Here is an 18,040-nt window from a genome sequence, read left to right on the forward strand (position 1 = left end):
TTCTACCTCAGTTTCAGCGTTGCAAGGCCGATCAGTACCAGAATCACGGTGATGATCCAGAAACGGACAATCACACGCGGCTCAGGCCAGCCCTTGAGTTCGAAGTGGTGGTGGATAGGCGCCATGCGGAACACGCGGCGACCGGTCAGTTTGAATGACGCAACCTGAATGACCACTGAAAGGGTTTCCATCACGAACACGCCGCCCATGATGAACAAGACGATTTCCTGGCGGACGATCACTGCCATGGTGCCCAGTGCCGCGCCCAGAGCCAGGGCACCGACGTCGCCCATGAACACCTGGGCCGGATAAGTGTTGAACCACAGGAATCCGAGCCCGGCACCAATCAGCGCACCGGAGAATACGATCAGCTCACCCGCTCCCGGCACATAGGGAATCAGCAGGTATTCTGCAAATTTCACGTTACCCGACAGGTAGCAGAAGATACCCAGCGCGCCACCGACCATGACGGTCGGCATGATTGCCAGCCCGTCCAGCCCGTCAGTCAGGTTCACGGCGTTGCTGGAGCCGACGATGACGAAATAGGTCAATACGATAAAACCGACCATGCCCAACTGGATGCGCACATCCTTGAGCATCGGCACGATCAGCGTGGTTTCGGTCGCCGACGGCGCAGTCGTATAAAGGAAGATGGCTGCACACAGGCCGAACACCGACTGCCAGAAGTATTTCCAGCGACTTGGCAGACCACGGGAGTTCTTCTCGATCACCTTGCGATAGTCATCAACCCAGCCAATGCCGCCGAACAGCAGCGTGACAAGCAGTACCACCCACACATAACGGTTGCTCAAGTCAGCCCACAGCAAGGTGCTGATGCCGATGGACGACAGGATCAATGCACCGCCCATGGTCGGGGTGCCGGACTTGGAGAGGTGCGATTGCGGACCATCGTTACGCACGGCCTGACCAATCTGGCGAAGCTGCAGGGTACGAATCATCCACGGGCCCAGCCACAGCGAAAGGGTCAGGGCCGTGAGCACGCCGAGAATCCCGCGCAAGGTCAGGTATTGGAAGACCGCAAAGCCTTTGTAGAACTGTTGTAAAAACTCGGCCAACAGCAGCAGCATCAATGTTTCTCCAGGCTAGAACCGCATAAGGCGGCCACGACGTTTTCCATCGCGGCACTACGCGAGCCCTTGATCAATAAAGTGGTATTTGTGTCTTGCTCGGCGCCCAGCGCCGCAATCAGGTCGGCCTGGCTGGCAAAATGGCGCGCATGCTCGCCGAAGGCGTTGACGGCGTGAACCATCAACGGACCAACGGCATAGAGCGCGGAAACCTTGCCGGCGGCATAGGCGCCCACGTCGTGGTGACCTTGTTCGGCCCAGTCCCCCAGTTCACCGATATCGCCCAGCACCAGGACAGTACGTCCGGGGAAATCGGCCAACAGATCGACAGCGGCATTTATGGAAGACGGGTTTGCGTTGTAGGTGTCATCGATCACTCGCACACCATTGCTGGCAATGTGCACGACCGTACGCCCCTTGACCGGCTGAACATTATTCAAGCCAGTGACAATGCCTTCCAGCGTAACGCCCAGCGCAAAGGCCGCAGCAGCAGCCGCCAGCGCATTGGCCACGTTATGTTTACCCAGCAGATTCAGTTGCACCTGCGCAGTACCCAACGGGCTGTGCAGCAAAAAGTTCGGGCAGCCACGGGCATCGCGCCCCAGGTCACTGGCGTGCAGGTCGGCCTGGGTGTTGCTCAGGGCAAAGCTGACGATCTTTCGCTCACCGACACGGATACGCCAGGTCGGGAATGCCTTGTCATCCAGATTCAGGACCGCAATGCCGCTGGCATCGAGCCCCTCAAGGATTTCGCCTTTGGCTTCCACGATCCTGTCCGGACCACCGAACTCACCGACATGGGCGGTCCCGGCATTGGTAATCAGTGCGACATGAGGTTTTGTCAGGCTGACAGTGAAAGCGATTTCACCGACACGCGACGCCCCAAGCTCGATGACTGCCGAGGAGTATTCCGGGGACAGCTCAAGCAGGGTCAGCGGCACGCCCAGTTCGTTGTTCAGATTGCCACGTGTGGCCAGAACCGGGCCGCGGGTACGCATGATGCTGGCCAGCATTTCCTTGACCGTGGTCTTGCCACTGGAACCGGTAATGGCTGCAACAGGCCTGTCGACAAAGGCATTGCGATTGATCGCGCCCAATTGCGCCAAGGCCTTGCGGGTATCGAGCACGACCAGCTGCGGCAAGGCGGCACCTTCCACTTCACGCTCGACCAGAGCACCTACGGCGCCTTTGGCGGCAACCTGATCCAGATACTCGTGGCCATCGAAACGCGGGCCGGTCAGGGCAACGAACAACTGGCCCGGCAAGATGCCACGGCTGTCGGTGCTCACGCCGGTAAAACTGCAATCGCCCACACGACGGGCATCAAGCGGCGCGACCAGTTCGCTGAAGGTCAATGCTTTAAGCATTCGCAGACTCCCGTGCAGCCAAGGCCTTGGCGGCTTCTTCCAGATCGGAGAACGCATGACGCTGACCGTTGATTTCCTGATAGTCCTCATGGCCCTTGCCAGCCAGGACCACGACATCTGCCGCATCGGCACTGGCAATCAGTTCGGCAATCGCCTGGCCACGGCCTTCAATGAAATGCACGGCATCAGGGGTCACGAAGCCTGGGCGGATATCATCGAAGATCCGGCTCGGCGACTCTGTTCGGGGGTTGTCGTCCGTGACCCAGACGCCATCGGCAAGGCGCTCGACCACTTCGGCCATCAGCGGACGCTTGCCACTGTCACGATCGCCACCGCAACCGAAGAGGCACAACAAGCGGCCCTTGGCATGCGGACGCAATGCGTTGAGGACCTGCTCCAGCGCATCGGGGGTATGGGCGTAATCAACCACCACCAAAGGTTTGTCGCCACCGCCAAGACGCTGCATGCGCCCAACCGGGCCTTCCAGCTTCGGCAGGACCTTGAGAATTTCGTCCAGCGCATACTCCAGCCCCAGCAAGGCGCCGATAGCGGCAAGCACATTGCTCAGGTTGAAGCGACCCAGCAGGCGACTGCGCAGCAGGTGTTCACCTTGCGCAGTCACCAGCGTGGCGCGTACGCCATCGTCATCGAACTTCGCATCGCGGCAATAAAGCGATGCGCTCTTGTCCTGGAGGCTGTAGGTGATGAGACGCGACTCATGCTTGATCTCGGCCAGCTCACGACCGAACTCGTCGTCCAGGTTGATGACCCGGCAGCGCAGATCCGACCATGCGAACAGCTTGGCCTTGGCCGCGCCATAGGCCTGCATCGTGCCGTGGTAATCCAGATGATCGCGGGACAGATTGGTCAACACGGCGACATCGAAATCCAGAGCGGTCGCACGACCTTGGTCAAGGCCGTGAGACGACACTTCCATCGCAACGGCGCGTGCGCCGGCCTTTTTCAGGTCGGCGATGGTTGCCTGTACGGAAATAGGATCAGGCGTGGTGTGGCGGCCGCTTTGAAGGGCGCCATAGAAGCCAGTACCCAGAGTACCAACAATGCCGCAATGCTGACCGAGAAGGTCAAGAGCCTGGGCGACCAGTTGCGTGACACTGGTCTTGCCATTGGTGCCGGTCACGCCCACCAGATTCAGGCCGCGACTCGGCTCGCCATAGAAGCGGCCAGCAATGGCCGACAACTGCGCCGCCAGCCCCTTCACAGGGATCAACGGCACATCGGTAATCGGCAACACTGTCGAACCTTCTGCTTCATAGGCCACGGCCGCCGCGCCGCGTTGCAAGGCGTCGGCGATATGGGCGCGGCCATCAAGCTTGATGCCGGGCACAGCCAGGAACAGGTCTCCCGGCCGGACATTACGACTGTCGAGCGTCAACTCGCGAATCAGAGGATCGCGGTCGGTTTGAGCGAAAATCTTGCTCAGATTGAAAGCCATCAGCCACGCCCTCCTTTCACTACCGGGGCAACATTGACCTGCTCTTGCGGTACGGCGAGGTTGTCAGGCGTCACGTTCATCAGACGCAACGTACCGGACATGACCTTGCTGAATACCGGGGCAGAAACCAGACCACCGAAATAACCACCCTTGCTCGGCTCATCGATCACAACGACGATTGCATAGCGCGGGTTACTCATCGGGCCAAAACCGGCGAACAGGGAACGGTAGGAGTTTTCCGCGTATCCCTTGGTGCCGATGGAAGTCTTGCGTGCAGTACCACTCTTGCCGCCGACGTGATAGGACGGCACACGGGCGCGATAGACGCCACGCGGGTCTTCGATCACTTGCTGCAACATGCCTTGCAGGGTCTTGGCGGTGTTTTCTGGAATGGCCTGCACTGCCGTCGGCGGCGTGTCGCTTTTCAGAATGGTCAGCGGCACGATCCGGCCGTTGTTGGCCAGCGCGCCGTAGGCATGCACCAGTTGCAAAGCAGTTACCGAAAGCCCGTAGCCGTAGGACAGGGTCGCGGTTTCAGCCTTGCGCCACTCGCGGTAGTTCGGCAGGTTGCCCACGCGCTCGCCGGGGAACCCAAGGCCGGTGTACTGGCCGAAACCGACGCGCTGCATGGTACGGAATATGGCTTCACCGCCCACGTCGAAGGCGATCTTGCTCATGCCCACGTTACTGGAGTTGATCAGAATCCCGGTCAGATCGAGGATCGGCCCTTCGGTCTTGGTCACGTCACGAATGGTGTACTTGCCGATCTGCAAGGTGCCCGGATAGACCTCGACCTTGTCGCTCGGTTTCCAGCGGCCGCTGTCCAGCGCGGTCGTCATGGAAATCGGCTTCATGGTCGAACCCGGCTCGAACACGTCGATGATTGCCCGGTTACGCATTGCAGCAGGCACCATGGTGCGGCGATTGTTCGGGTTGTAGGTCGGCTGGTTGACCATGGCCAGAACTTCGCCGGTCTTGACGTCCATGATTACCAGGCTACCGGCCTTGGCTTCGTTCTCTACAATGGCGTTGCGCAGCTCGCGGGTGGCCAGATATTGCAGGCGCAGATCAATAGACAAAGCCAAGGTCTTGCCGGCCTTGGCGTTCTTGGTTACCTGGACGTCCTTGATCAGTCGTCCCCTGCGGTCCTTGATGACCTGCCGCTTGCCGGGAACCCCGGCGAGCCAGTCGTCGTAGGCAAGCTCGACGCCCTCGCGACCATGGTCATCAAGGTCGGTGAAGCCAACCATGTGGGCGGTCACGTCACCGGCCGGATAGAAACGCCGGAACTCCTCGATGCCGTAGACACCGGGGACTTTCAGGTCCAGCACCGACTGCCCTTGTTCAGGCGTCAGGCCGCGAACCAGGTAGATGAATTCCTTGGTTGCCTGGGAATCGAGACGCTCGGTCAGGGCCTTGAGGTCCTGGCCAAGCGCAGCCGCCAGCAAGGACCACTTGGATTTGTCCTGCTGCATTTCACGCGGGTTGGCCCACAGCGTAGTCACAGGAGTACTGACGGCCAGAGGCTCGCCGTTACGGTCGGTGATCAGACCACGGTGAGCCGGAATCGGGATATGACGGACGCTACGAGCATCACCCTGCTCCTTGAGGAAGGTGTGATCGATGACCTGCAGATCGACAATGCGCCAGCAGATGGCGAGCACCAGCACGACGAGCAAGCCCACCACAACACGGAAACGCCACGGATACAGGGCACCCTCAAGCTTCATCATGGCGCCACCATCCGTACTTCGGCAGCGTTGGGGATGCGCATTTTCAACTGTTCGGTGGCCAGGTTCTCGATGCGGCTGTGGGCCGTCCAGGTACTTTGCTCAAGAATCAGACGCCCCCACTCGGCCTGCGCCTTGTCGCGCACGCTCATCTCCGAGTACAGGGAGTTGAGCAATTGCCGGTTCCAGTGGGCGCTATAGGACACGCCGATTGCCGAAATGAGGACGGCAATGAACAGCAGCAACATAATGAAACTGCCGCCGGGCAATGGCTTGAGGAACAGACGACTCACCTGAGCTTCTCCGCCACACGCATGACAGCGCTGCGCGAGCGTGGATTGGCTCTGGTTTCTGCGTCCGAGGCGAACTGCGCCTTGCCGATGAGTTTGATTTTCGGCTCGAAGGCCTTGAACTGGATCGGAAGATTACGAGGCATGTTGTCAGCTTCGCCCTTGACGAGCTTGCGCATGAACAACTTGACGATGCGGTCTTCCAGAGAGTGGAAGCTGATGACCACCAGACGGCCGCCGACTTCCAGGGCGTCCAGCGCCGCGTCAAGACCGGCTTCCAGATCACCCAGCTCGTTGTTGACGTGAATACGCAGGCCCTGGAAGGCGCGCGTGGCCGGATTCTTGCCTTTTTCCCAGGCGGGGTTGGCGACCTTGAGGACTTCTGCCAGATCGGCAGTGCGCTCGAAAGGCTGGACTTCACGACGCTGGACCACGGCATTGGCCATGCGCTTGGCGAAACGTTCTTCGCCGTATTCTTTGAAAACCCGGGCAATTTCTTCAGCGGGGGCTGTGGCGATGAACTCGGCCGCACTCACACCGCGAGTCGGGTCCATGCGCATGTCCAGCGGGCCGTCGTTCATGAAGCTGAAGCCACGCTCAGGATCATCCAGTTGCGGCGACGACACGCCAAGGTCCAGCAGAATGCCGTTGACCTTGCCTGCCAACCCGCGTTCTTGAGCCTCCGAGCCCAATTCAGCAAAGCTTCTCTGCACAATGACAAAGCGGCCGTCTTCGGCCGCCAGCGCTTGCCCTGTGGCAATCGCTTGAGGATCCTTGTCGAACCCCAGCAGCCGGCCATCCGGCCCCAGATGCTGCAGTATCAGGCGGCTATGTCCGCCACGACCGAATGTGCCGTCCAGATAGCAGCCATCGGCGCGCACAGCGAGAGCCTCGACGGCTTCTTCGAGCAGTACGGTGATGTGGGTAAAACTGCTGTTCATAGTCACAGGATCAGGTCACGTAATTCATCAGGCATCGCGCCAGGTTTTTGAATGGCTGCAAGGTCGGCATCGGCAAGAGCGTTCCAGGCATCCTCGTCCCACAGTTGAAACTTATTAAGCTGTCCAACCAACATCACACGCTTATCCAACTTGGCGTATTCACGAAGACGCGGTGGCACCAGAAAACGCCCACTGCCGTCCAGCTCCAGATCCACTGCATTACCAATCAGAAGCCTTTGCAACCGGCGGTTTTCCTCGCGAAAGGTAGCCAGCTCACGAAGTTTCGCCTCAATCAGTTCCCACTCGGACAGCGGATAAAGACACAAGCAGGGATCAACAGCATCAATGGTCACGATAAGTTGGCCGGAGCTACGCGAATCCAGCTCGTCACGGTACCGGCTCGGCATAGCGAGACGGCCCTTGGCATCGAGATTGATTGCGTTGGCACCACGAAACACAGGCGCACTCTCCGAATTTTAACTTTTTGCGCTAAAAAAACCCACTTCGTGCCACTTTCTGCCACTTACGCACACTATAGGAATGCGCCCACCACACCGTCAAGGCACGGTCTTAAGGAAACCCCTTACATTTCGGAGATTTAGGAGTGGTATTGGAGGGGGAGAGATAAATTCACGAGGGTTTTGACAGGCAAACACGATGCCTCTCAAATGTTTGTGAGCAAAAGTTAAAGTAATTTATTAAGTGTAAGAATTTTTTGGCATTACGGAGAAGAAAAACAGCTGCTTTAACAGCAGAGAGGAAAAAAGGTGGAGAGTCGATCTGTAAGCCGGGTTCTGTCGAGGACAGTCATTCCTCTACGACGGCCATCACTGGACGTCTTTAGCAACCTACCCGGTTCCAGCGCGGGCCACGCCTAGGAACCCTATTTGGTCTTGCTCCGAGTGGGGTTTACCTTGCCACGAACTGTTGCCAGACGTGCGGTGCGCTCTTACCGCACCTTTTCACCCTTACCGGCACCGAAGTGCTTAGGCGGTTATTTTCTGTGGCACTTTCCGTAGGCTCACGCCTCCCAGGCGTTACCTGGCACTCCGCCCTATGGAGCCCGGACTTTCCTCCCCCCCTTGTTGCGAAACAACAAGAGGCAGCGACTGTCCAATCGACTCTCCGCTGCCAAGGGTATCGATACGAGGCGTCAAGAACAAGCATTAAAAGCCCGAATGACGCGCATTCGTCGCACAGGCGGGAACTTATTGGTTCTTCTGCTTATCCAACGCGACCTGATAAAGCAGGTTCTTGCGCACACCGGTAATTTCAGCGGCCAGTGCAGCAGCACGCTTGAGCGGCATCTCCTCAAGCAACAGATCAAGCACCCTGCGCGCCTCGGCCCCCACGACATCTTCATCCTCGGGCTGCGTCCAGCCCGCCACCAGAACCACACATTCGCCACGCTGCTGATTGCTGTCGCCTTCGACAAAGGCGCGCAACTGCGCCAGCGGCAAACCCTTGAGCGTTTCAAAGGTCTTGGTCAGCTCTCGTGCCAGCAGCGCAGGACGATCAGGGCCGAACACCTGCTCCATATCCTGAAGACACTCCAGAATCCTGTGCGGTGCCTCATAGAAGATCAACGTACGCGGTTCTTCGCGAAGCACTTCAAGCCGGCTTTTGCGACCGACTGCCTTGGCTGGCAAAAAACCTTCGAAGATAAAACGGTCCGAAGGCAGACCGGCTGCCGACAGAGCCGCGATCAATGCACAGGCACCGGGCACCGGAATGACCTGCACACCCGCCGCGCGCGCCTGACGGACAAGGTGATAACCGGGATCGGAGATCAGCGGCGTACCGGCATCGGAAATCAACGCAACATCGTCGCCCGCCAGCAAACGAGTGATAAAACGGCTACCCTCGTCACGCTCGTTATGTTCATGGCAGGCAGCCAGAGGCGTGGATATTCCAAAATGCTGCATCAGCCGTGCCGAGTGCCGAGTATCCTCTGCTGCTATCAATGCCACTTCACGCAGCACTTTCAAGGCCCGCACGCTCATGTCGTCCAGATTGCCGATAGGGGTCGCCACTACATAAAGCGAACCCAGGGTGGAATTTGAAACAACCGGAGCAGTCAAAGCGCAGACCTCATTTTTGATGTTTGAAAAAACGCATTGTACAGGCTACGGCCATGACCAATGGTGCAACACATTCAGGGATGAGTATAAAAAGGAAGGAAACCCATGATTCTGTCCCGCCGCAAGATGCTGAAACACTATCGAATCGGGTGTATTGGCCGATAGAGGGCCATGACACGACCAATATCACTGCTTTGCACACCATCGAAGTCGCACCCCGGCCAGTGCTTGGGTACAATTCCCCGCTAACTTGCTTGAGTATCAGGAACACATCAATGATCGCCTGCCTGCGGCTGTTCTCTGCCCTCTGCCTCGCTGCCCTTCTTGCAGCCTGTGCCAGCTCGCCCTCATCCAGTCTTGGTGAGTTGCCTCGCACCCCCGACGCCAGCATCGAGCAACTGCTCGAACAGGCGGCGTCCGCCAAGGCGCCGGATCAGGCCGCCACATTGCGCCTGAGCGCCGCAGACCTGGCGAATCGCCAGAATAATCCTGGTCGCGCAGCCCAGATTCTGGCCCAGGTGCCTCTGGATCAGTTGAAGCCCGGTTTGCAGGTATTCGCCAGCACCCTGTCTGCGGAACTGGCCATGGGTCGCAACCAGCCAAAAGCGGCATTGACCGCGCTGGAGCATCCGAGCCTGCAACGCCTGGGCGAACTGTCGGTTGAACAGCAAGTGCGCACCCACACTGTCCGGGCCCGCGCACTTGAAGCCGATGGCCAGGCTCTGGCTGCCGCTCGCGAGCGTGTATTTGCCGGTCCGCTGCTGCAAGGCAACGACGCCAGCGCCAACAACGATGCAATCTGGGCACTTGTTGCCTCATTGCCTGCCGACCAGTTGCAAAGCACCACCGCCGACGACATGGGGGGCTGGCTGAGCCTGGCCCGCTCGGTCAAGGGCGCCGGCACGCTGGAGCAACAACAGGCAGCCATCGACGCCTGGAAAGCACAGAACCCGCAGCACCCGGCCGCCCAGAAGCTGCCGACCACCCTGGCCCAACTTCGCGCCCTGACCAGCGAACCGCTGACCAAGATCGCTCTGCTGCTCCCACAGGATGGCCAGTTGGCCTCGGTTGCCAAGGCGCTTCGTGAAGGCTTCATGGCCGCTCACTATCAGGCCCAGCAAGCTGGCCAGAACCCACCTGCCATCCAGGTTTTCGACAGCTCGCGCGTCACCTCGATGGACGAGTTCTACCGTCAGGCCAAGGCTGCCGGTGCGCAACTGGTCGTCGGCCCGCTGGAAAAGAATCTGGTCAAACAGCTGAACAGCCGTCAGCAACTGCCTATCACCACGCTGGCCCTGAACTACAGCGACTCCAACACCGAAGGCCCGGCGCAACTGTTCCAGTTCGGCCTCGCCGCCGAAGACGAAGCTCGCGAAGTGGCCCGTCGCGCCTGGGCAGACGGCAAACGCAGCGCCGTCGCCATGGTGCCGAAAGGCGAATGGGGTGATCGTGTACTGGATGCCTTCCGCAAAAGCTGGCTGGCCAAGGGCGGCAAACTGATCGCTGCCGAACATGTCGACCAACCCGTCGCGCTTGCCCAGCAAGTCGCTGACCTGTTCCAGTTGCGTAACAGCGAAGGCCGCGCCCAGCGTCTGCAAAGCACGGTAGGCACCCAGGTTGCAGCCCAGCCGACACGCCGTCAGGACATCGACTTCATGTTCCTGGCCGCGACACCTCAACAGGCCCAGCAAATCAAGCCAACCATGGTGTTCCAGTACGCGGGCGACGTTCCGGTCTATGCAACGTCCCATCTGTTCACCAACAGCAACGATCAGGCTCAGTATCTGGACCTGAACGGCGTACGCTTCTGCGAAACACCCTGGCTGCTCAATGCCAACGACCCTCTGCGCCAGCAGGTGATTGCTCAATGGCCGCAGGCATCCGGCAGCCTGGGTCGCCTCTACGCCATGGGCATCGACGCCTATCGCCTGGCCCCACGCCTCGGCCAGCTCAAAACGCTGCCTGAAAGCCGTATCGATGGTCTGTCGGGCAGCCTGAGCATGAGCCCGAGCCGTCGCGTCGAGCGTCAGTTGCCATGGGCAGAGTTCATCGACGGCAAGGTCCAGCGTCTCCCGGACACCATCAATTGATGTCAGGCAACACCCGGCAACAGGCAGGGCGCGAGGCAGAAGCCTACGCCCTGCTCTATCTGCAGCAACAAGGCCTGCGCCCGATCACTCAAAACTGGTCATGTAAACGCGGCGAGCTTGATCTAGTCATGCTCGACGGCGATACAGTAGTATTCGTCGAAGTTCGCTACCGACGCCATTCAGGCTGGGGTGGAGCGATGGAAAGCGTCGACTTTCGCAAACAGGAAAAACTTATTACCGCTGCACAACTGTTTCTGCAACAAGAGTCCCGGTGGGCCGATTATCCATGCCGTTTCGACGTGATAGCTGTCGATGGAGATCCAGGCAAGGCCGCTCCCCTGAACTGGCTCAAGAGCGCATTCGACAGTTGATTCGATCAAGGGCAATCAGAACCCTGACGAGCAGCAACACCCTTTACCACCCATTTTGCTATTTGATTTGCGGGCTGCACATTCAGTGTGTGGTGAGCCGCCGGGAATACCCGCAGCACACCCGACCAGCCGCCGTACGCTCTCATTAAGGTCACATTGATGGACATGCAATCCCGAATTCGCCGGCTTTTCCAGGCCAGCATCGACACCAAGCAACAGGCGATGGACGTCCTTGCACCCTTTATCGAGCAGGCCAGCCAGGTAATGGTCAACGCCCTGCTCAACGAAGGCAAAATGCTTGCCTGCGGTAACGGCGGCTCCGCTGGCGATGCGCAGCATTTCTCTTCCGAACTGCTCAATCGTTTCGAGCGCGAAAGACCGAGCCTGCCAGCCATAGCGCTGACCACAGACACGTCGACCATCACCTCGATCGCCAACGATTACAGCTACAACGAAATCTTTTCCAAACAGATCAGAGCCCTGGGTCAGCCGGGCGATGTACTGCTGGCCATTTCCACCAGCGGCAATTCGGCGAACATTATTCAAGCCATCCAGGCCGCACATGATCGCGAAATGATTGTCGTAGCATTGACGGGACGCGACGGTGGCGACATGGCATCGCTATTATTGCCGGAGGACGTGGAAATCCGCGTACCGGCCAACGTCACGGCACGCATACAAGAAGTCCATCTGCTGGCGATCCATTGCCTTTGCGATCTGATCGACAGCCAACTGTTCGGGAGTGAAGAATGACCCCTAATCGCCTCAGCCTACTGGTCCTGACACTGTGCCTCGGCGTCAGCGGATGCAGCTCGGTTCTGACAGCAACACGTGACACGCCGATCGAGGACGACCGGGGAACAAGGACTTTCGGCAGCAAGATCGATGACTCCCTCATCGAAACCAAAGCCGCCGTCAACATTTCCAAGGCCCACCCTGACCTGGCCGAAGGCTCGCATATTGTCGTCACCAGCTTCAACGGCATCGTCCTGCTGGCTGGCCAGACACCTCGCGCAGACCTCAAGGCCATTGCAGAACAGGCCGCCAGCTCCGTGCAGCGGGTCAAGAAGGTCAATAACGAACTTCAGGTCATCGCCCCCTCGTCCCTGCTGGCGCGTAACAACGATGCCTGGCTGACGACCAAGATCAAGACCCAGATGCTGGCGGACAACTCTATCCCCGGCTCGCGCATCAAGGTGGTCACCGAAAACGGGATCGTCTTCATGCTGGGCCTGGTCACTCAGGATGAAGCCAACCGCGCCACCAACCTGGTGCAGAGCGTATCCGGCGTACAGAAGATCGTCAGGTTATTCGAGTACATCGATTGATAAGCTGCCGGCATTAAAAAAGGCGATCCATCCGGATCGCCTTTTTTTATTTCACTACCTTCAGACTCGGTCTGCCGCTGGGGCGCGGCGGCTCGCTGTCCGGTGGTGGCGCATCCTCTTCCAGCTCGATCTCGTCCTCTTCCTCCACCGGAGGCTCCAGATCGAAGACCATGCCCTGGCCATTTTCCCGGGCATAGATCCCCAGAATGGCACCGATAGGAACATACAAGGTATGCGGCACACCGCCGAAGCGGCCTTCAAAACTGACCGCTTCGTTGTCCATGTGCAAATGGCGCACAGCACTGGGCGAAACGTTCAGGACAATCTGCCCATCATTGGCAAAACCCTGAGGGATCTGCACCGATGGGTACTCCGCATTGACCAATATATGCGGTGTGCAATCGTTATCGACGATCCACTCATAGAGAGCACGAATCAGATAAGGGCGACTGGAGTTCATCAACGGCTCCTTAAGCCTTAGCGCATCTCACGTTCGGCTACAGACAGGCTCGCCTGAAATGCCTCGCGCGCAAATTGGCGCTCCATGTAATCAAGCAACGGCTTGGCAGGCCGTGGCAATTCGATACCCAATACAGGCAAACGCCAGAGTATGGGCAGTAGACAGCAATCGACAAGGCTTTGCTCGTCACTGAGGAAAAAAGGCTTTTCCGCAAACAACGGCGAAACACCGGTCAGACTTTCACGCAATTCCTTGCGCGCCTGTACGCGGGCAGACTCTTTGGTACGCGAATCCAGAATAAGATCCACAAGTCCACACCAGTCGCGCTGAATCCGATGGATCAACAGGCGGCTATTGGCACGCGCCACAGGGTAAACCGGCAGCAAGGGCGGGTGCGGGTAACGCTCATCCAGATATTCCATCACCACCGTAGACTCGTACAACGCCAGGTCACGATCAACCAGGGTTGGAACGCTGCCATACGGATTCACTTCGATGAGCTGAGGCGGATGACGGCCCGCAACAACATCGATGATCTCGGCGCTGACACCTTTCTCCGCGAGCACGATGCGCACGCGATGGGAATAGTGGTCGGCGGGGTCGGAGTAACAGGCCAACCGATTGGTCACGCCCATGGCGATCCTCCTCGCTTGTTAAAATTTATAAGGCAGACAAACGAACGCGCCCCAGTGGTGCCTCCGATTATGACCGCGCAAAGACAGGTCGTCGTCGCGGGCGACAAGATAGCTCATTTACGCGAAGTAAATTCTGCAATCTTGCGCCGCTACTATACCCGCCTCGCAATCACTATCCGAATGGAGACGCCACTGGAGCGCTTGTGTCAGGGCGAAGCTACAGCTCGATCAATGAACATCCTTCCAGTATTCACGCTTGAGCAGATAGGCGAATACAAAGAAGAAGGCCAGATAAAGCAACACATAAGCGCCTATGCGCTGATGCTGCAGTTTAACCGGATTGGCTGAATAGGCCAGAAAGGTCACCAGATTCTTGATCTTCTCGTCGAACTGCTCTTCGTTCAGGCTACCGGTTTTCGGCACGATGGTCAGTTGATCGCAAGCCTCATGGGTGAGCGGCGCACCGGTCAGCGGATCATATTGCTTCTTGCCATCCTCAATCACCTGGACCTGCTTGCAGCCGACAACCTGACGCCCCTGAAGCCCGACCAACACGTTGGGCATGCCGACGTTAGGGAACACCTTGTTGTTCACGCCCCACGGACGAGCCGGATCTTCGTAGAACGAACGCAGATAGCCATACAGCCAATCCGTGCCACGCACTCGCGCCACCAGCGTCAGATCAGGCGGCGCAGCACCAAACCAGGCCTTGGCATCGTTTGGCTGCATGCCGATATTCATGTGATCGCCGATCTTGGCACCGGTAAACACCAGCTTTTCCAGCATCAACTCATGGGGAATACCCAGATCATCAGCCACGCGCTCATAACGCTGGTATTTGGCGCTATGGCAGCCCATGCAGTAGTTGGCGAACGTGCGTGCGCCATCCTGCATCGCCGCCTTGTCGGAAACGTCGATATCAACCTTTTCCAGCTCTGGGCCGCCATGTTCGGCGGCGAACGACAAAACAGGCAGAATCGCGAGAATCAGTACAGCAAATAGCTTTTTCATCAGCCAGTCACCCTTTCTGGAACCGGTTTGGTCTTCTCTAGCCGGGTATAGAACGGCATCAAAATGAAGTAGGCGAAGTACAGAAAGGTGCAGATCTGCGACAACAGAGTCCGCCCCGGGGTTGGCGCCAGAACGCCCAGCACGCCCAGGATCACGAAAGCCACGCAGAACAGCAGCAGCCAGATCTTGCTCATCCATCCCTTGTAGCGCATCGACTTGACCGGGCTGCGGTCGAGCCATGGCAGCACGAACAACACTGCAATTGCGGCCCCCATGGCAATGACACCCGTGAGCTTGTCCGGAATCGCCCGCAAGATTGCGTAGAACGGCGTGAAGTACCAGACAGGCGCAATATGCTCAGGCGTCTTGAAGGCGTTGGCAGGTTCAAAGTTAGGTTTTTCGAGGAAGTAGCCACCCATTTCAGGGAAGAAGAACACAATCGAGCAGAAGACGAAGAGAAACACCACCACGCCGACAATGTCTTTCACGGTGTAATAAGGATGGAAAGGAATGCCATCCAGAGGGATGCCGTTTTCATCCTTGAGTTTCTTGATGTCCACGCCATCCGGGTTGTTGGAGCCCACTTCATGCAGCGCCAGGATATGCAGAACCACCAGCCCCAGCACCACGATTGGCAGTGCGACCACGTGCAAGGCGAAGAAACGGTTCAAGGTGATGCCGGAAATCAGGTAGTCACCGCGAATCCATTGGGTCAGGTCATCGCCAATGACCGGAATGGCCCCGAACAGCGAAATGATCACCTGGGCACCCCAGTAAGACATTTGCCCCCAAGGCAGCAGATATCCCATGAAGGCTTCAGCCATCAATGCCAGGTAAATCAGCATCCCGAAAACCCAGACCAGCTCACGCGGCTTTTGATACGAGCCGTAAAGCAAGCCACGGAACATGTGCAGGTAGACCACGATAAAGAAAGCCGAGGCGCCAGTGGAGTGCAGCAAACGCAGGATTGCGCCGTACTCGACATCGCGCATGATGTATTCGACAGAAGCAAACGCCTCTTCAGCCGACGGCGTGTAGCTCATGGTCAGCCAGACGCCGGTCAGGATCTGGTTGACCAGAACCAGCAGCGCCAGAGAACCGAAAAAGTAGAAGAAGTTGAAGTTCTTTGGAGCGTAATACTTGCTGAGATGGTCTTCCCACATCTTTGTCGCCGGGAAACGAGCATCGACCCAATCCATGAACTTGCTCATCACGCACCCTCCTTATCGACGCCAATGACAATGACACTGTCCGACTCATAGGAATGCGGGGGTACTGGCAGATTCAATGGTGCGGGTTGCGACTTGTAGACCCGACCGGCCAGATCGTAATGAGACCCGTGACAAGGACAGAAATAGCCCCCCACCCAATCCTTGCCAAGATCGACAGGTGCGACTTCAGGACGGAAGGTTGGTGAACACCCCAGGTGCGTACACAGACCGACCAGCAGCAGGATTTCCGGCTTGATCGAACGAACGACAGGGTCAACATAAGCAGGCTGAACAGAAGCCTTGGACTCAGGATCGGATAGCTGGCCGGTAATCTTGCCAAGGTTATCCAGGATCTCTTTGGTGCGACGAACAATGAACACCGGCTGACCACGCCATTCAGCAATCATCTGCTGTCCTGCTTCAATCTTGCTGATATTCACCTTGACCGGTGCCCCTGCGGCTTTCGCCTTGGCACTGGGGAACCATGACCCCACGAACGGGACCGCAGCCCCCACCGCTCCTGCTGCACCAACCACGGATGTGGCTGCCACGAGGAAGCGACGCCGGCCTGCATTCACGCCGTCATTGCTCATTCCGTCCTCTCCCATCAGCTATGTGGCCTGTTTGATCAGGCGTCTACTTAATATCAATCTAGCTGTTTATAGATTTGGCCGGATGGTAAATAAAAACCCTTCAATTAACAAGGTAATAAGACCGTACGAAAAGTAGGAAATGTTGTAAATCAAGGCTTACAGCCGTGTGTCACGTTGTCACACATAAATAACAGACATAAAAAAACGCCCAGCTCCGAAGAGGCTGGGCGTTCTTTTTGAACGAAGTGCGAATTAACGCTTCGAGTACTGCGGACGCTTACGCGCTTTACGCAGACCGACTTTCTTACGTTCAACTTCACGAGCGTCACGAGTAACGTAACCGGCTTTACGCAGGGCGCTACGCAGAGTTTCGTCGTATTGCATCAGAGCGCGAGTGATACCGTGGCGGATTGCGCCAGCTTGACCACTTACACCGCCACCGATAACGGTGACGTAGATGTCGAACTTTTCAACTGTTTCGGTCAGTTCCAGTGGCTGACGAACTACCATGCGGGCAGTTTCGCGGCCGAAGAACACGTCCAGAGAACGGTTGTTGATCGAGATGTTACCAGTGCCCGGACGCAGGAAAACGCGTGCGGTTGCGGTCTTGCGACGGCCAGTGCCGTAATTTTGAGTCGCCGACATAATGAACTATTCCGTTAAAACTTCAGTTCTTGGGGCTGCTGAGCAGTATGAGGGTGTACAGCGCCCGCATAGACTTTCAGCTTACGATACATGTCGCGACCCAGCGGGTTCTTAGGCAGCATGCCTTTGACCGCGGTCTCGATCACGCGCTCAGGAGCTTTATCGATCAGCTTTTCGAAGTTGATCGATTTGATCCCGCCCGGAAAACCGGAGTGAGAGTAGTAAATCTTGTCGGAAGCTTTAGCACCGGTAACGCGGATTTGCTCAGCGTTGATAACGACGATGTAATCACCGGTATCGACGTGCGGAGTGTATTCCGGTTTGTGCTTGCCACGCAGACGGCTCGCGATTTCGGTGGCCAGACGACCCAGGGTCTGACCAGCAGCGTCGACGACGAACCAGTCGCGCTTAACTGTTTCCGGTTTAGCAGTAAAAGTTTTCATTCTTTATAGCCTCAGGGGCCGCCTGAAAATGAGACGGCGGATCTTACTGAATAGTGCGTACTTTGACAAGTCAAAGGCAGCCGGAAACAGACGCTATCGGGGGCTCGGGTCAGCGCGTCCGTTATACGGCAAGATTCTTCGGCAGACGGCGCATCACTTCCACTGCAAAGAGCTGCCGGATTATACAGGCTGAAAAAATAACCTCAACCTGATTTTCAGCTCAGGTTCTGTTTATTGCTTGCGCGAGCAAATCGTCAGGCCGCCAGCCAGCAAGAGACGACCGCGGAGGCTGGACACACC

19 protein-coding genes and 1 other RNA gene are annotated in these 18,040 nt (G+C 57.7%); 4 read left to right on the forward strand and 16 right to left on the reverse strand.

All coding sequences use genetic code 11. The features are described from left to right. Positions 1 to 2: 2 nt before the first annotated feature. The 9 genes from mraY to rsmI form a co-directional block, all read right to left on the reverse strand. Positions 3 to 1,088, reverse strand: coding sequence for a phospho-N-acetylmuramoyl-pentapeptide-transferase (gene mraY / locus ACODS3_RS00660; protein WP_201005715.1), 1,086 nt, complete (start codon positions 1,086 to 1,088; stop codon positions 3 to 5). Beyond that, positions 1,088 to 2,455: a UDP-N-acetylmuramoyl-tripeptide--D-alanyl-D-alanine ligase gene (locus ACODS3_RS00665; protein WP_201020584.1), complete on the reverse strand. Its 1,368-nt coding sequence runs from the start codon at positions 2,453 to 2,455 to the stop codon at positions 1,088 to 1,090. The genes mraY and ACODS3_RS00665 overlap by 1 nt, the downstream gene beginning before the upstream one ends. Next, positions 2,448 to 3,911 carry a UDP-N-acetylmuramoyl-L-alanyl-D-glutamate--2,6-diaminopimelate ligase gene (locus ACODS3_RS00670; protein WP_489032826.1) on the reverse strand — a complete coding sequence of 488 codons (1,464 nt, stop codon included), beginning with the start codon at positions 3,909 to 3,911 and terminating at the stop codon, positions 2,448 to 2,450. Before ACODS3_RS00670 ends, ACODS3_RS00665 begins: the two co-directional genes overlap by 8 nt. Further along, positions 3,911 to 5,641: a peptidoglycan D,D-transpeptidase FtsI family protein gene (locus ACODS3_RS00675; protein ID WP_489033135.1), complete on the reverse strand. Its 1,731-nt coding sequence runs from the start codon at positions 5,639 to 5,641 to the stop codon at positions 3,911 to 3,913. Before ACODS3_RS00675 ends, ACODS3_RS00670 begins: the two co-directional genes overlap by 1 nt. Beyond that, a complete protein-coding gene (ftsL, locus tag ACODS3_RS00680) occupies positions 5,641 to 5,934 on the reverse strand; it encodes a cell division protein FtsL (RefSeq protein WP_201005721.1) in 294 nt (97 codons plus the stop codon). Before ftsL ends, ACODS3_RS00675 begins: the two co-directional genes overlap by 1 nt. Continuing rightward, positions 5,931 to 6,872, reverse strand: a complete 942-nt coding sequence (gene rsmH, locus ACODS3_RS00685; RefSeq protein WP_489032828.1) for a 16S rRNA (cytosine(1402)-N(4))-methyltransferase RsmH — start codon at positions 6,870 to 6,872, stop codon at positions 5,931 to 5,933. The genes ftsL and rsmH overlap by 4 nt, the downstream gene beginning before the upstream one ends. 2 nt (positions 6,873 to 6,874) lie before the next feature. Next, positions 6,875 to 7,330, reverse strand: coding sequence for a division/cell wall cluster transcriptional repressor MraZ (gene mraZ, locus ACODS3_RS00690; RefSeq protein WP_200995439.1), 456 nt, complete (start codon positions 7,328 to 7,330; stop codon positions 6,875 to 6,877). Positions 7,331 to 7,639: 309 nt separating this feature from the next. Beyond that, positions 7,640 to 7,997: RNase P RNA component class A (gene rnpB, locus ACODS3_RS00695), an RNA gene on the reverse strand. Between the two features lie 83 nt (positions 7,998 to 8,080). Further along, positions 8,081 to 8,953 carry a 16S rRNA (cytidine(1402)-2'-O)-methyltransferase gene (gene rsmI, locus ACODS3_RS00700; RefSeq protein ID WP_201005725.1) on the reverse strand — a complete coding sequence of 291 codons (873 nt, stop codon included), beginning with the start codon at positions 8,951 to 8,953 and terminating at the stop codon, positions 8,081 to 8,083. Between the two features lie 275 nt (positions 8,954 to 9,228). On the opposite strand from rsmI, the gene ACODS3_RS00705 reads away from it, so the two are divergent. The 4 genes from ACODS3_RS00705 to ACODS3_RS00720 all read left to right on the forward strand — a co-directional run bounded on the left by ACODS3_RS00705 (position 9,229) and on the right by ACODS3_RS00720 (position 12,742). Then, on the forward strand, positions 9,229 to 11,043 hold the full coding sequence (locus tag ACODS3_RS00705) for a penicillin-binding protein activator (RefSeq protein WP_489032830.1): 1,815 nt from the start codon (positions 9,229 to 9,231) through the stop codon (positions 11,041 to 11,043). Next, a complete protein-coding gene (locus ACODS3_RS00710) occupies positions 11,043 to 11,414 on the forward strand; it encodes a YraN family protein (RefSeq protein WP_201005728.1) in 372 nt (123 codons plus the stop codon). The genes ACODS3_RS00705 and ACODS3_RS00710 overlap by 1 nt, the downstream gene beginning before the upstream one ends. 159 nt (positions 11,415 to 11,573) lie before the next feature. Beyond that, positions 11,574 to 12,167 carry a phosphoheptose isomerase gene (locus ACODS3_RS00715; RefSeq protein WP_201005729.1) on the forward strand — a complete coding sequence of 198 codons (594 nt, stop codon included), beginning with the start codon at positions 11,574 to 11,576 and terminating at the stop codon, positions 12,165 to 12,167. Further along, the gene (locus ACODS3_RS00720; protein WP_201005730.1) at positions 12,164 to 12,742 is read left to right on the forward strand and encodes a BON domain-containing protein; all 579 of its coding nucleotides are present in this window, start codon (positions 12,164 to 12,166) and stop codon (positions 12,740 to 12,742) included. The genes ACODS3_RS00715 and ACODS3_RS00720 overlap by 4 nt, the downstream gene beginning before the upstream one ends. Positions 12,743 to 12,788: 46 nt before the next feature. Here ACODS3_RS00720 and ACODS3_RS00725 read toward each other — a convergent pair whose 3' ends face one another. The 7 genes from ACODS3_RS00725 to rplM all read right to left on the reverse strand — a co-directional run bounded on the left by ACODS3_RS00725 (position 12,789) and on the right by rplM (position 17,740). Further along, positions 12,789 to 13,202: a ClpXP protease specificity-enhancing factor gene (locus tag ACODS3_RS00725; protein ID WP_201005731.1), complete on the reverse strand. Its 414-nt coding sequence runs from the start codon at positions 13,200 to 13,202 to the stop codon at positions 12,789 to 12,791. Positions 13,203 to 13,219: 17 nt separating this feature from the next. Then, entirely contained in the window at positions 13,220 to 13,837 is a 618-nt protein-coding gene (locus tag ACODS3_RS00730; protein ID WP_201005732.1) for a glutathione S-transferase N-terminal domain-containing protein, read from the reverse strand. 228 nt (positions 13,838 to 14,065) lie between these two features. Further along, the gene (locus ACODS3_RS00735; protein WP_201020588.1) at positions 14,066 to 14,848 is read right to left on the reverse strand and encodes a cytochrome c1; all 783 of its coding nucleotides are present in this window, start codon (positions 14,846 to 14,848) and stop codon (positions 14,066 to 14,068) included. After that, positions 14,848 to 16,059 (reverse strand): cytochrome b, encoded by a 1,212-nt coding sequence (locus tag ACODS3_RS00740; RefSeq protein ID WP_201005734.1) that lies wholly within the window; start codon positions 16,057 to 16,059, stop codon positions 14,848 to 14,850. Before ACODS3_RS00740 ends, ACODS3_RS00735 begins: the two co-directional genes overlap by 1 nt. After that, complete coding sequence (petA, locus tag ACODS3_RS00745) at positions 16,059 to 16,652, reverse strand: ubiquinol-cytochrome c reductase iron-sulfur subunit (RefSeq protein WP_201020589.1); 594 nt, start codon at positions 16,650 to 16,652, stop codon at positions 16,059 to 16,061. The genes ACODS3_RS00740 and petA overlap by 1 nt, the downstream gene beginning before the upstream one ends. A gap of 252 nt (positions 16,653 to 16,904) precedes the next feature. Then, on the reverse strand, positions 16,905 to 17,297 hold the full coding sequence (gene rpsI / locus ACODS3_RS00750; protein ID WP_025261753.1) for a 30S ribosomal protein S9: 393 nt from the start codon (positions 17,295 to 17,297) through the stop codon (positions 16,905 to 16,907). A gap of 14 nt (positions 17,298 to 17,311) precedes the next feature. Further along, positions 17,312 to 17,740, reverse strand: a complete 429-nt coding sequence (rplM, locus tag ACODS3_RS00755; protein ID WP_025261754.1) for a 50S ribosomal protein L13 — start codon at positions 17,738 to 17,740, stop codon at positions 17,312 to 17,314. Positions 17,741 to 18,040 lie beyond the last annotated feature (300 nt).

It is taken from the genome of Pseudomonas sp. FG43, from assembly GCF_057809175.1.